11 protein-coding genes and 1 pseudogene are annotated in these 14077 nt (G+C 45.4%); all 12 read right to left on the reverse strand.

Features of this window, described 5'->3' with window-relative positions; all coding sequences use genetic code 11:
- Window positions 1-111: 111 nt before the first annotated feature.
- Window positions 112-558, reverse strand: coding sequence for a PaaI family thioesterase (locus WKT17_RS00485; RefSeq protein WP_173748820.1), 447 nt, complete (start codon window positions 556-558; stop codon window positions 112-114).
- Between the two features lie 12 nt (window positions 559-570).
- Entirely contained in the window at window positions 571-1305 is a 735-nt protein-coding gene (gene truA, locus WKT17_RS00490; protein ID WP_340271776.1) for a tRNA pseudouridine(38-40) synthase TruA, read from the reverse strand.
- Window positions 1302-2492, reverse strand: coding sequence for an HD-GYP domain-containing protein (locus tag WKT17_RS00495; protein ID WP_173748822.1), 1191 nt, complete (start codon window positions 2490-2492; stop codon window positions 1302-1304). The genes truA and WKT17_RS00495 overlap by 4 nt, the downstream gene beginning before the upstream one ends.
- A complete protein-coding gene (locus tag WKT17_RS00500) occupies window positions 2440-3792 on the reverse strand; it encodes a sensor domain-containing diguanylate cyclase (protein WP_340271777.1) in 1353 nt (450 codons plus the stop codon). The genes WKT17_RS00495 and WKT17_RS00500 overlap by 53 nt, the downstream gene beginning before the upstream one ends.
- On the reverse strand, window positions 3680-4672 hold the full coding sequence (locus WKT17_RS00505; RefSeq protein WP_340271778.1) for a hypothetical protein: 993 nt from the start codon (window positions 4670-4672) through the stop codon (window positions 3680-3682). Before WKT17_RS00505 ends, WKT17_RS00500 begins: the two co-directional genes overlap by 113 nt.
- A gap of 10 nt (window positions 4673-4682) precedes the next feature.
- A pseudogene (locus tag WKT17_RS00510) lies at window positions 4683-6122 on the reverse strand (extracellular solute-binding protein).
- Between the two features lie 2 nt (window positions 6123-6124).
- On the reverse strand, window positions 6125-6481 hold the full coding sequence (locus tag WKT17_RS00515; protein WP_291681237.1) for an Hpt domain-containing protein: 357 nt from the start codon (window positions 6479-6481) through the stop codon (window positions 6125-6127).
- A gap of 156 nt (window positions 6482-6637) precedes the next feature.
- Window positions 6638-9199 (reverse strand): PAS domain-containing hybrid sensor histidine kinase/response regulator, encoded by a 2562-nt coding sequence (locus WKT17_RS00520; protein WP_340271779.1) that lies wholly within the window; start codon window positions 9197-9199, stop codon window positions 6638-6640.
- 92 nt (window positions 9200-9291) lie between these two features.
- A complete protein-coding gene (locus tag WKT17_RS00525; RefSeq protein ID WP_291681241.1) occupies window positions 9292-10152 on the reverse strand; it encodes a leucine-rich repeat domain-containing protein in 861 nt (286 codons plus the stop codon).
- A gap of 65 nt (window positions 10153-10217) precedes the next feature.
- Entirely contained in the window at window positions 10218-11561 is a 1344-nt protein-coding gene (locus tag WKT17_RS00530) for an ECF transporter S component (RefSeq protein WP_340271780.1), read from the reverse strand.
- The gene (locus WKT17_RS00535; RefSeq protein WP_340271781.1) at window positions 11534-13210 is read right to left on the reverse strand and encodes an ABC transporter ATP-binding protein; all 1677 of its coding nucleotides are present in this window, start codon (window positions 13208-13210) and stop codon (window positions 11534-11536) included. The genes WKT17_RS00530 and WKT17_RS00535 overlap by 28 nt, the downstream gene beginning before the upstream one ends.
- A complete protein-coding gene (locus WKT17_RS00540) occupies window positions 13183-14076 on the reverse strand; it encodes an energy-coupling factor transporter transmembrane component T (protein ID WP_173748830.1) in 894 nt (297 codons plus the stop codon). Before WKT17_RS00540 ends, WKT17_RS00535 begins: the two co-directional genes overlap by 28 nt.
- Window position 14077 lies beyond the last annotated feature (1 nt).

Below are 14077 nucleotides of genomic sequence, written 5' to 3' on the forward strand. Positions count from 1 at the left end.
TTCTTCCTCCATCTATCGTAATTTCTTCCTTTACAGTCTAAGGACTATAGTACCATAAATTCCCGCTTTTTCAAAGGCTTTGCTTTTATTTTTTTATTTGCATTCAAAATTTCACTCCAGAATCATGAAATTTGCCGTGGCAGTGGCTATGAGATTCCCCGTTTTTTCAGACCGGCATGCTGCAGATACACTGCAGATTCTCCGTCCGGCCCGGTCTGCTTTTGCCGTTACCAGCAGGGCGTCCTGAGCCATGGCAGGGGAGAGATAATTCAGGTTCAGGTTAATGGTAGGAATTTTTTCACTTCCGCTGACGCTGCGCACCGTAACGCCGCAGGTGGTGTCAATAGCCGTGGCTATGAGACCTCCGTGCATGGTTGCCATGTGATTTAATTCCCATCTCTGTACCGGAAAACGAAGGGTTACACTTTTTTTCTCGTAATTGCAGGCATAAAATTCCACCTGCATCCGGCTGTACAAATGATCCGGGTCCTTAGGATAAAGCTGTTCCATGCTCTTACGAATTTCCTGTTCCATTTCCCGGTTTCTGCTGTTTTCCATACTGTCTTCCTCCTAATACCGCACTTCCAGCAGGGTCAATCCCCTGGCCGGCGCTGTAAATCCCGCCGCGCCTCTGTCGCAGCGTTCCAGAATTTCCATCATTTCCTCTGGCTTTCTCTCTCCTCTTCCCACTTCAATCAGAGTTCCGGTGAGAATTCTTACCATATTATAGAGAAATCCGTCGCCGGTATAGGTCATGCGGATTTCCTGCCCCTCTTCCCGGATTTCGATGTCATATATGGTTCTGACCGAAGACTTTTTCATCTTTTTATTGGAACAAAAACTTTTAAAATCATGAGTTCCCGTCAAAAATTCCGCCGCCTCTCTCATGGCCGGTACATCCAGATTTTCATGAAGCGGGCACTGGTATTTCCGCTCAAACACATTCTTATGAGAACCTGCAGCAACGCGGTACTGGTACACCTTTTCTCTGGCGTTTAAGCGGCTGTGGAAACGGTCTGCCGCCTGCTTCACCCGGACAATCTCAATATCCTCCGGAAGATACCGGTTGAGATATTCGCAGATTTCCTCACAAGTCTTTTCCGTCTCCATATGCGCATTTGCCACCTGCCCTGCCGCGTGCACCCCTGCATCGGTCCTGCCTGCGCCCTGTATCGTCACCGGAGTCTGGCACATACGTGATAATACCTCTTCGATTTTCCCCTGTATGGTGTTGTCTGTATCTTTCTGCTTCTGCCACCCGCCGTACCGGGTTCCGTCATACTGTATATCCAAACGATAATTCAAGGTTTTTTCTCCCCCTTCTGAATAGCAACTTTCTTTTGCAAAGAATCTGTGTGAACCGGAATGTTTAAGGACTGCATAATATTTTCCGTTGCCGTAAAAATCCGGTCATGGTTTCCCTGACCCTCCTTTTCCAGCGCCTCCAAAATCTCATCCTCCAGTACGAAAAGAGCGTCCAACAACATGGGATTAAACGCCCCGCACTCCCCGTTTGCAATCATCTGTATGGCCTCATGGCTGGAATAGGCTTTTTTATACACTCTCTCACTGGTAAGCGCATCATATACATCTGCAATGGCTACAATCTGAGCATGGAGCGGAATTTCCCCGCCTTTCAAACCGTCCGGATACCCCTTTCCGTCCCAGCGCTCATGATGCCATCTGCAGATATCATAAGCAAATTTTACCAGAGGTTCCTCCTGATACGGTTCTAATCTGCTTACAATATCTGCACCAATAGCCGAATGCGTCTTCATAATCTCATATTCCTCTTCTGTCAGCTTGCCCGGTTTATTCAGTATTTTTTCTGAAATTGCAATTTTTCCCACATCATGCAGCGCCGAGGCCAACGCAATATTGCTGATGTCTTTGCCGGACAAGTTCACCTGATGGGTGGTTTCCGATAAATAACGGCACAAAATTTCCGTAATAATCCGGATATGCAGCACATGCAGCCCACTCTCTCCATTCCGAAACTCTACAATGTTGCTGAAAATGGTCATCATCATATCGCTGTTCTTTTTCCGCTCATAGACCTGCTCTGCCACCATTTCTTCCAGCCGCCGCTTCTTGGCGTAGAGCATCAGTGTATTTTTAATGCGCTGCTGTACCACATAACGGTCAAACGGACGGTGTATATACTCTGTTCCTCCCAGTTCATACACCTTATGCATAAAAGCCAGAGAATCCTCCGATGTAATCATAATGACCGGAATCCTTTTTATCCACTGCTTTTCCTTCATCTCTCTTAAGACTTCCAGGCCATCCTTTTGGGGCATAATAAAATCCAGCAGGATTAACTGAATCTCCAAGTGGTGTTTTTCCAATAAATCAATCGCTTCCTGACCGTCATAAGCTTTTATCAGATTGTAATCTTCTTTCAGCATTTCTGTCAGGATTTCCTGATTGATTTCCATATCATCTACAATCAATATGGTCTCTTTGTATTTCGTTGCCTGTTCTCTTTTCATATTCCTTAAACTGTCCTTTTTCATCCTTTTTCACTGTATACATTGCTTTATCTGCCCGTTCCAGTAATTCTTCACAACTCCGTCCGTCTTCAGGATACCATGCAATTCCACCGGAAATACAAATGGAGTACTCCTGGTTTTCCTGTAACCGAATCGTTGTATGTTTCAGCCGAACCTGCAGGCGTTCTATATAATGGCGAATTTCTTCTTTGCCGGAACAGCCATAGAAGAAAATACAGAATTCATCGCCCGCAAGACGGCATACCACCGCTGACTGGGGCACGCCCCGTTTCAGACATTCCGCCGCCGTTTGAATATACTGGTCTCCGCAGCCATGCCCGAAGGTATCGTTTATATGTTTCAAGTTGTCCAGGTCAATCATCACAAAAGCTGCTGTCTTTAATTGTTTTGGATTCTCAAACAGAACCCGGAGCCGTTCAAAGAAAGCCCGCCGGTTGTTCAGACCAGTCAGTACATCATGATTTCTTTCGTATTCCATGCGTTTCAAGTCTAAAGTCTGCTTCGTCACATCTTCTACGAATCCGATGTAATAATTTTCACTGTCCTTTACCATAGTACGGACAAAGCGATATTCTCCAGGGTGTTTTCCCGGAATCTGATACAGGGTTACTTCCCCTTCGGATTCCTTATAAACCTCCAGTTCCTGAAAAATCTGCCAGAAATCTTCCATGCAAAGCTCTGTGGAATCCTTTGGAGGCAGCCCGAAGATTTCAAAAAACTTATCTGTTATAAATACGGTCTTGTCCTTCCGGTTCACTTCAAATGCTGCAAGAGGAACATCAGCCATGTGAATAATATTAGAAAATTTATTCATAACCTGATTTAACCGTATGCTTTGCTGTACCAATGCATTGGATAATTTGTCAATTTCCAGAATTCCCGTCTGCGTCAGAGTGAAGGGCTTCGTCAGCTTTATGGCCTCTACTTCATGCACTAATTTCAGCACAAGTCTGGATATATAGATAATACCAATCACACCGCCAAGACCGCCAATCGCCACAGCCAGAACTGCAATCCAGGAAAACATCTTAAGCAGTCTGTCTGTAAACTGGAACAGGTCCTCTTCCCGGGCAATCCCCGCCAGAACCCATTTCTGTTCGTAAAACGGGCTGCTTTCATTGTACAGTTCCAGATAGGTAATTTCCGCACACAACTGCTCTGACTGGCTATCTATATAGATTTGTCCGTCTTTTTTTTGAAAATACGGTTTCTCCCCCCTGAGAAAAGGCGGACATGTAAGTATTTCCGGATAGCAGCACATTTTCTGCAGTGCTTTCATCTCCTTTTTGAATTCCTATAAAATAAGAACCGTCCTTATTATCATCAATTAATTCCAGATAGGGAAGCAGCTTTTTAACGTATTCAGACATTAAGTCAATGCCCAGAACACCATAAACCGTCCCATCTTCTAAAACCAGGGGAACTGAATACATTATGGCTTCTTTTTGCGCACAGTCATTTATCCCGGTATATCCCCAGTAACCAAAGTCCAGAATATCCCTCTCTTTTACATTTTCCGTATTTTTTGCAGCCTTATATGGCTCATACAAATAGGGCAGATAATCTCCGCACTGGGAAAAGTTAAATTTTGTTTTCCATCCTTCATCCGTAGAAAATTCCTGCTGCCGTATGAACTCAGCCGGCGCATAACTCCACAACAAATCCTGATTGCGCTCCCACGCTCTAGATGCCGGGTCATAATCATGCAGATACAGCCCGGGTTTGTCTTCGTATAGACCCTCCTGCTTCTTTTCTTCCAGATTTTCTGTATTCAAAACCAAAAACGCACCTGTCACGCCATTGGAACGAACAAGAGAAATCAGCACATCACTGGCTTCTTTCAGCAAAGGCATACTGCTCTCAGAACTTTTGTCCAGACTGTCCAGTGAAATGGTTCCCTCATCCACCAGTTTCTGGGTCATATTGTTGATTTTCGTGGTGGAATCTTCTATATCTGCCCACCGCACACGCATTTTTTCTTCCAGATAATTTTTTCGGTTTACCACGCGTTCATGAAAAATGTTTCTCTCATTGGTTTGCATATACTCCAAAACATCTCCATGAATGACGTTATATCCGATTAACATTCCTTCAAAAACAAAAATCACCAGAAGTAATGCCACCATTTTAACCGCAATCGAAACCCCTCTTTTCTTCATGAGACGCCTCCTACAAAACCTCTTCCAGAGCCTGCTTTGTCTCTGTATACCATTCCTCAAATGCTTCTTCACTGATAAAATCCGCTACGGCTTCTTCCAATGTCTTTCCTTCCTCCAGACGCTGTACTACAACCTGCCGGGCTTCTTTGGCCGAATCGCCTAATGCATACTCCAAAACACTGCGGGCATCTGTTCCATGCTCAAAGGCCTTTGTTGTATACAATTCATTATCCAGAATTTCTCCAATGGCTGTTTTCACAATGTCCATATTCACGTCTGGATTTTCCCGTTCCTGTTTTTGAATTGTGCCCAGATTGTTGGCGCTTTTTTTCACCGGAAGATAGCCGGAAGAAAGCACAAACTGAAGGTTTTGTTCCTCCTGGGTAAACCATTTTAAAAATTCTACAGAAGCATACACTTCTTTTTCTCCGGTATCTGTCACTACCATGCCGGCGCCCTGCTGAACGGCCACGGAACCTCCGCCTTCAAATTCCGGCGCCTGCAGCACTTCCAAATCAATGGGGTATGTCAAAGTATCGCTGATTGTCACCTCTTCCGGGAAAAACATAGCCCCTGAAGAAGAGCCTACAAACGCTAAAATATTTCCGGTCTTCACATCATCGCTGCGAAAACTTCCTGACGCTGCAAAATAGCCCTTCACAAAAGGAACGTAATAGTTTTCCCACAGCTTTTTCATCACATCTTTATCAAAATTCAAGGTAACTGTTCCGTTTTCTACGGAAAAAATCTCCACGCCCTGCTGCATGGCGTCTATAATCATATAATTCGCCATGGCATCGCGGCCAAAAAACGCTTTTCCGTCATTCTTTTCAGGCGTCAGGCCGTCCGTCCATTCATAATAATCCTGTGCCGTTTTTGTAACGCCTTCCATGGTAGCTAACTGACTCTCGTCAGCGCCTGTTGCCTCTGCAAACTTCTACCAGTCTGTCTTATTCATCACAAATACTTCCGTGGATTTTGCTATGGGAAAGATTTTTAATGCATCTTTTCCCGAAAGAACTCCTTCTTCTATGTAACTTTCCACATAGGTATCCAATTCCTGCTGTGTAAAATACGGCTTTAGATCCACAACCAGGCCCATTTTGTCAATTTCATATGCTGTATCCGCATATGCTGCAAAAATGTTGGGCATGGAACCTGCGCCCGCCTTTCGTTCCGCTGCATCCAGTACTGCCTGTTCCAGACTGCTGACATTTCCCTGACTCTTGCCTTCCACCACAATTCCTTTTTCCTGTCCTATTGTTTCATTAAACCCCTGAACCAGTTTGTCAAAGGCTTTTAGCTGCGGACCGTTGTAATAATGCCATATGGTTACGGTAACCGGCTCTTTGGGATTTAACGGACTTTCTTCCTCTTTCGCCTTGCCGCAGCCGCTAAGCAGCAAGCAGACAGCCAGTCCGCAGCCTATTCCTTTATGCATTCTTTTCATTGTCACTTTCCCTCTCTGTATTTTTCAATCGTACGGATAGCAGTTGTATATTCTGACTTTACCTGTTCAAATTGTACATATGCTGTGGAATCCAATGCCTTGCGCAAAGAATCCGTCAGTTCTGCACTTGCTTCCCCCAGCTTTGTAAACCCCAGATTCTGACTGATTCCTTTTAATGTGTGCGCTGCCTGAAAAGCCTGCTGGTGATTGTGCATCTCCAGCCCTTCCTGCAGTTGTCCAAAGGAAGGATCTTCCAAAAACTTCAGCACAATTCTTTCTATCAGTTTTTCACTGCACAGCCGCTGCATGGTTCCCTGATAATCTGCCCCCATTTCTCCATAACACTCTGCTAAATTCATACGCTTTCCTCTTTTCCATATGATTTAAAATTATAGTATAACCAGCTTTTATTGTCTACTTCTTACACCCTGTGCAAAGAAATGTTTCCGCAAAAATACAATTCTCCCGACAGACCTTATTTTCACTGCTTTCCATTGTCTGTCAGGAGAATCTTTTTATTTCTGCTTTTTATATTGAGTTAAAATTGCAAACAGCTGATTGGCATCCAGTGGCTTGGATACATGCTGATTCATGCCTGCTTCTCTTGTCTTTTTCCGGTCCTCCTCAAAGGCATTGGCAGATAAAGCAATCATGGGAATGGTTTTTGCATCTTCTCTTGAAAGCTTCCGGATTTCTTTTGCTGCCTGCAGTCCATCCATCACAGGCATCATGACATCCATGATAATGCAGTCCATCTCCCCTGGTTCTGATTTTTCAAAAATTTCCAACGCTTCCGCCCCGTTTGCCGCACAGGTAACTTCCACCTTTCCTTCCTCCAGCACATACTGGGCAATTTCCCGATTCAATTCATTGTCCTCTGCCAACAATACATGCATACCGGCCACGTCAAAGGACTGGCCCTCCTCCACAGATTCTTTGTTTTCCTGCCTGTTTATCTCAAAAGGCAGCCGTACAAAAAAGCAGCTTCCCTCGCCTATCTGACTGCTCAAATGGATGGTGCCGCCCATCTGGTCTACCAGTTTTTTTGTAATCGCCATACCAAGCCCGGTTCCCGCATAAGAAGTTCTGGCGCCCTGGGTTTCCTGGGTAAAGGCCTCGAAAATATGCTTCTGAAACTCTTCTTTCATGCCGATTCCCGTATCTTTGATTTCAAATTCCAGCCAGACTGTGTTCTCACATCCCTGTGTCTCTTTTGTCAGGATTTGAACACTTCCGCATTCTTTGTTATATTTGATGGCATTTCCTATAATATTGATTAATATCTGCCTCAGCTGCAGCGGACAGCCCCTGAGTCTGGCATATCCAATTTCTTCCCGGCGGTCCTGGATTTTTATCTGCTGGAGCTGTGCCTGTGGAAGCAGGATGGACATACAATGATCCAGTACTTCGTGAATATCGAAGGTTTCCTCCACTCTGGTCTGCTTCCCGCTTTCCAGTCTGGACAAGTCCAGCACATCATTGACCAGGGAAAGGAGATGCTCTGCTGACTGGCGAATTTTCCGGCGGCACTCCTTCTGTCTGCTGATGTCTTCTTCCTCGTTTTCCGCAATCGTCAAAAGCCCCAGAATTCCATTAATGGGTGTACGGATATCATGGGACATATGAGACAGAAATTCCGTCTTAACCTTGTTGGCCTGCTGTGCCTCCTGCAAAGCCTCTTTTAAAAGTTCTTCCCGGTCCTGCTTGTCTTTAACCGTATCCGTTACATCCTGCCAGTATCCGCTGAGACGATAGCCGCTGCCCGGAAAATTTTTCTTGCTGGAAACACCCAGCCGAAAATACATCTGTTCTTTTTTTCCATAGCTGCAGGGATAGACAATTTCCTGAAAACCGTTGGCAATGCTGCGTTTCAGCACTTCCATGACTTCCCCTCTATATTTTTCATCAATTCCGGACACCCAATCCCTAAAACAGTTGAAAGAAAGCTCTTCTTCGGGAATTCCCATCAGTTTATGCAGCGTCCTGTCTCCATGCATAACCGGCGCTTTTCCCTCTTCCCAGAGAAGACTCCAAAGCCCGGTCTGGGAGCCGGCCAAAGTTTCCTGCACCTGCTCCAGCGTCTCCCGGCGAGAATCTTCTTTTTCATCCATCAAAGCATCAATATTTCTCGCCCCCATAACGACAACGGTTTCATCCAGGGTTTTGCTTATATCACAAAAGCAAAATTCAAAATGCCTCTGTCTATCTGCTCTCTCCTTAATACAATACCGGAACGACACTCTTCCTGTTTCTCTCACCAGCCGTTTCAGCCGCTTTCTCTCTGTCATATAGCGAACAAATCCCGCATCGTTTTCTGAAACCCAGCGTTCTATGTACTGGCTGATAGCCACATCATATATTTGATTGGTGAACGAAATTTCCGATACCGTTTTCGGCAAGGTATCCGTCATTCGGTAAATGTCGTATTTTCCCGTATCCAGATTTACAATATAAATGGAGTTATAATCTTCGCAGAGTGCATTTAAAATTTCATTGTTCATCTCCAATTCATGGCTCATTTCATTTAACTGCTCCTGCATTCCCAAACGGGCCTGTATGTTTTCTTTCTGTTCCTTTTCCCTGGTAATATCAATAAAAACACCAGTAAACAGACGGGGGTTTCCTTTCTCCCACCGCAGTGTTTCTCCAATGGCATGAAACCAGCGATACCCCTGATACCTTGTCTTCAGACGGTAAATGACGTCATATTTCCCTCCGCATTTTACCGCATGCCAGTAAGCCTCCAATGTAGATTCCCGGTCCTCCGGATGCAGCAATTCAGTCCAGGAATCCAGTCTATCGGGAAAATCCATCCTATTCTCATATCCAAGCATAAAGCGGAATTCCTGACTCCACACAACTTTTGTTATTTCCCCCTGATGATTAAAATGCATCGTCCACATACCCGAAGAAATCAGCTGATGCACCATTTTGGCCTTTCGCTCTTCCTCCATAATTAACGTATTAATTTCCTCTATTAATTGCTGACAGTCTCCCTCTCCCCGAAAAGGAATGGGGGCTATCACCGAAGTCTCTCTCATATTCTGCAGGCATCTGATAATCTCTTTTAACTCCATAGCAGTCCCTTTCCTAAAAACTTGTTTCTCAAAATATCACGGTTCGGTTGCCATTTTACGTCATAGCCTGTCCTTATGCAAGAAAAATCTTTCTACAGGTATTCCACTGCAAATCCGCTGTCCAAAGCATATTTCTCCACGCTTCCGCCCTTTCTGCAGCGGATGGTGGTACTTTTATTTACAATCCACTCTCCGATTTCCTCCGGCTCACCTAAAATCTCCAATACCTTTAGTCTGCCGCAGCCGTGAAAGGCCCATTTTCCTATTTTCTTTACCGAAGATGGAATCCTTGCTTTTTCCAGTGTTTTGCTTTTCAAAAAAGCGCTGTCTCCGATTTCTTCCAGGGAATCCGGAAATTCTACTTTATCCATTCCGGTCCAGTAAAAGGCTTCCCTGCCGATTTTTTTCAGTCCCTGTGCCGGAAATACCACTTCTTTTAAGTTAACGCAGCGGTAAAAGGCCCTGTCTTCTATGATTTCCATACCTTCCGGAAGACAGATTTTCTCCATACTTTCACATTCCTGAAAGGTTCCTGCCTCCAGCTTTCGGAGTCTTCCGCTTTCCAGTTCCACTTTTTCCAGACGTTTGCACTGGGCAAAAGACGACTTTCCAAGAATCTCCAGCTTATCCGAAAACACGGCTTCTTTTAAGCGGATACAGCCGGAAAAGGCTTCTTTTCGGATTTGGGCAACTTCTCCCAGATTAATATTTTTAAGTCCGGTACAGTGATAAAAACTCTGATTTCCAATTACAGCCAGGGTATCCGGAATTTCCGCCTGTTTCACCTTTACATTATTCTTCATGGCCTGGTCCTGAATACTGCGGTAGCAATCGTCCAGTATCAGCACCTTTCCCTTAAAATTTTTCCCCGATTCTCTGTCGAAAACATCCTTTTCTCTTGCTCTCCATGTCAGTGTCCTTCCCATTGTACCTTCCCCTGCTTTCTTTTTCATTTTCCCATTCTCTATTTAAAACTTTAGCACAAAAATATGCTGCACTCAATGACTTTCACACCCCTTTACACTTCTAAAATTCCATACTTCTTTCGGATTCTGTCCAATTTCCGTTCCATGGGAATGGTTAGAAAGAACAGAAAAATCACGGTAGATGTTCCATGTATCACATTAAACGGAAATCCGGTGGCATAAGAGGCTGCAAAAGCCTGCCAGGACAAATCCTGTCCCACCATAGTCACAGATGCCGTATCCATGAAAAATCCGTAAATAACCAGCGTAGACAGCCCGCCGTAAATGCAGAGCAGAATTTTATGTCTCCACTCCTTTTTCCGGCTGCCGCTTCTTTTTCCGGGACTGCGAAACAAAAGACCTGCCAGAAACCCTATGATTCCAAAGGAAAACATCTGCCAGGGCGTCCACGGTCCCTGCCCGAAAAAGAAGTTGGACACAAACCCCGCCATAGCCCCTGTGAGAAATCCGGCTTCTGCCCCAAGTCCCACACCGGCCAGAATCACAATGGCCGCCACAGGTTTAAATTGGGGCAGCATAAAAAACGCCATGCGCCCTGCCACGGCAATAGCTGCCATCACCGCAATGAGCAGGATTTCCCTGGCCTGGGGCTTTCGCTCTTCAAATACCATGAAAAAAGGTATCATAGCCAGTCCGATGATACACAGGGAAATAAAAATTTCACTTCTGTCATTGAGGAAAAAAATCCCGAAAAAGATGACAAAAGGAATGGCTACAAGAATCAGCACCATGGCAGTCAGCGTTCTTTTCCCCATTCCCCGGTCTTTCTTCACACTGCGCTCTATGTACTTCTGGACTTCATATTCCGCCTGGGTATCCAGAAGCTTTCCTGCCCAGATGAGCATAAGCACAGACAGAATCAGCTGCGCATACTGCCAGGCCGTCAGTTGAATATAACTGTGTATCGTCAGATTGATGAAATTGCTCTCTCTTCCCATTCTTTCGTTGATAAAAAGATTGGCCGCTCCTATGCAGCAAAAAGCCGCCACGGCCATAAGACTGCTCCAGACAAAGGCAAATCTTACATACCCCAGGCTCTTTTTCTTCATTGTATAAGAAAGAACCCCGCACAGAACCATGAAAAGAATCAAAAGCCCTGCCGCGCCCTTCAGTCCCATGCTGATTTTATGCAGCATTTCCAGTTCTCCTGCCTCAAACAATTCCATGCGCATCCTGCCGCCCATTTCAATACTGGTTTGTATGTTTTTTACACACTGCTCCATCTCCCAGAAGGTATACGTCACCGGAAGCTGGGAATATTTCAGCACAGGTATGGAAATCCACGGAAAAAAGGAGGCGCACAGACTTACAAAAAGACTGACGTATAAGGGCAGCATAGCCCTGGTATCTACTCCGGTTGCCTGCTTCTTTGACATGCTTCTATCACATCCTTTACTGTTACTGCATCCGGGAAAATCTGCCTGGCCATGCGGTTTGCCGCTGTGGTATAAAAGCTGTTTCCCGTAAAAAATTCCTTAGCGGTGCAGGCCGTCACAATCCCTCCGTCAAAAAACATGGCGCAGGTATCCCCATAGGCAGCACAAAATTCAATGTCATGGGAAACCATGACTATGGTAATCCCCTGTTCTTTCAGTTTCTGGAAAATCTCCGCCAGTCTGCTTTTATAAAATCCATCCAGCCCCTTTGTAGGCTCGTCCAAAAGCAGAATTTCCGGCTCCAGAAGCAGTACCTTGGCAAGCGCCGCCCTCTGCTGCTCCCCGCCGCTTAAATCATAGGGGTGCATGTGCAGTAAATGCCCAATTTGCGTACCCCCAACGACTTTTTCTATCTTTTCCCTGTCTTCCTTTCGCCTGATGGGGGAACGTTCCGAAAACATTTCCCACAAATCCTCTTCCACTGTGTTTCCCACAAACAGCGTCTGGGGATTCTGGGGCAGAACTCCCAGAAAACGATGAAACAATTCTTTATCCCGGATTTTGCGGATTTCTTTTCCTTTTAAAAGGATTTTCCCACGGTAGGGCCGGTGAATTCCGCTAAGAAGAGACAGCGTGGTGCTCTTTCCCGTACCGTTTCCGCCCAGAATACAGAAAAGTTCGCCTTTGGGAACCTGCAGAGATAAATCCTTTACAATGTCCCGCCCATCCTTTTCATAGCGAAACCAGACTTCTTTTGCCTCAACCACATAGTCCCTTTCCTGTTTTCTGTGCCGGAAACATTCCCTGTGCTGCATATTTTTGCAGCTTCCATAGTGCTGCTCCAGCCAGTTTCTGCCCTCGCATACCGTCAGGGGACAGACGCCTTCCTGACCGGTTCCATTGTAAATCTGCACCGGACTTGGCATGGCCAGAAACAAATCATTGTCTGCCAAATCCTTTCCCACCATCCGGGGCGTATCAAAATAAATCTGCTTTCCCTCTTCCAGTACCAGCACCTGATCTGCCATGGGAAAGACCTCTTCCAGTCTGTGCTCAATGAGAATCACGGTAACGCCCAAATCCAGATTAATCTTCCGTATCGTAGAAAGAAATTCTCCTGCGGCAATGGGGTCAAGCTGGGAAGTGGGTTCGTCCAGCACCAGTACCTTTGGCTGCATAGCCATAACAGAAGCCAGATTCAAAAGCTGCTTCTGCCCGCCGGACAGTTCTTCCACATTCTTGTCGAACCAGTTCTGAATCCCAAAAAAGCTGGCCATTTCCGCCACCCGAAGGCGTATGGTCTGCTGGTCATATCCTAAGTTTTCCACACCAAAGGCCAGTTCATGCCAGACCTTATCCGTGACAATCTGGTTGTCCGGACTCTGAAGTACATAGCCAATCTGTGCAGACTGCCTGCGCACAGACACCTCCTCCAGCTTTTCTCCCTCAAAAAGGATTTCGCCCTCCCGCTTTCCATAAGGACTCAGAACGGTTTTAAAATGCCGCAGAAGGGTGGTTTTTCCACAGCCGGATTTTCCGCAGATAACCACAAATTCTCCCGGTTCAATGGAAAAATTCAAGTTTTGTATCGCCGGACGTTCTGTGTCCGGATAAGTAAAATTCAAATTTTTGATTTCATATAATGCCATTTTATATCCTCTGTCACATCTATGATTATAGGGAGAAAACACAAAATCCCATAGCACACATACACCAGCATGGCCCACAGGGTATTTGTATTCATCCGCAACATGGGGTAATACAAAAAATGCACCCTCTTTGTCAAAATTCCTGCAAAAATATTTCCGCCCAGCAAAAGCAGAATCCCCAAAAACAGCTTATCTCTGGTATCAAAACGGTAAATAGAAAAATTATTCCGGCCTCTGAGCCCGTATCCTCTGGACTTCATGGAATCTGCAGTTTCCACCGAATTTTCCAGCGCCCAGGTCGTCATGACAGAAAGGATTTTCATGCCGTGCTTTGCCCTTGCAAGCACATTGCCGTTTGTCACATCACGGCCAATGCATTTCTGGGAATCGGAAATTTTCTCAATCTGATTTTTAAACCTTGGCACAAAACGAAGCACCATGGATAAAATCAGGGACACAGCAGGAATGGCCTTCCCAAACAGATAAATGAATTTGTCGGAAGTCATAACCACCTGATAGCAGGAAAACCAGTTCAGCACACTGACCAGCATAACACCAGCCGCCAGACCGTAGAGAATCGACTCCAGTGTCAGAGGATTTCCGTTTTTCAGGTATAAAATCAGAGTAATCCCCTGGTGGTTAAACAGGGGATTTACAGCTGCCGAAATCAGAAAGACCGGCAGCATCAGCCATAATGCTGTTTTTAATGCTTTCCAGTGTTTTAAATAGATGTAGTACGCCATTCCACCCAGGCAGGAAAGTCCCAGAAAGACCGGGTGCATCAGAAACATAGAGCACCCGATAACCAGTACAAAATAAAGAAAGTTATTGACCGGATGGAAGGTAGAAAAAGTATCCTGTCTCATA

The organism is Blautia sp. HCN-20427 (genome assembly GCF_037890365.1).
Classification (GTDB): Bacteria; Bacillota; Clostridia; order Lachnospirales; family Lachnospiraceae; genus Blautia.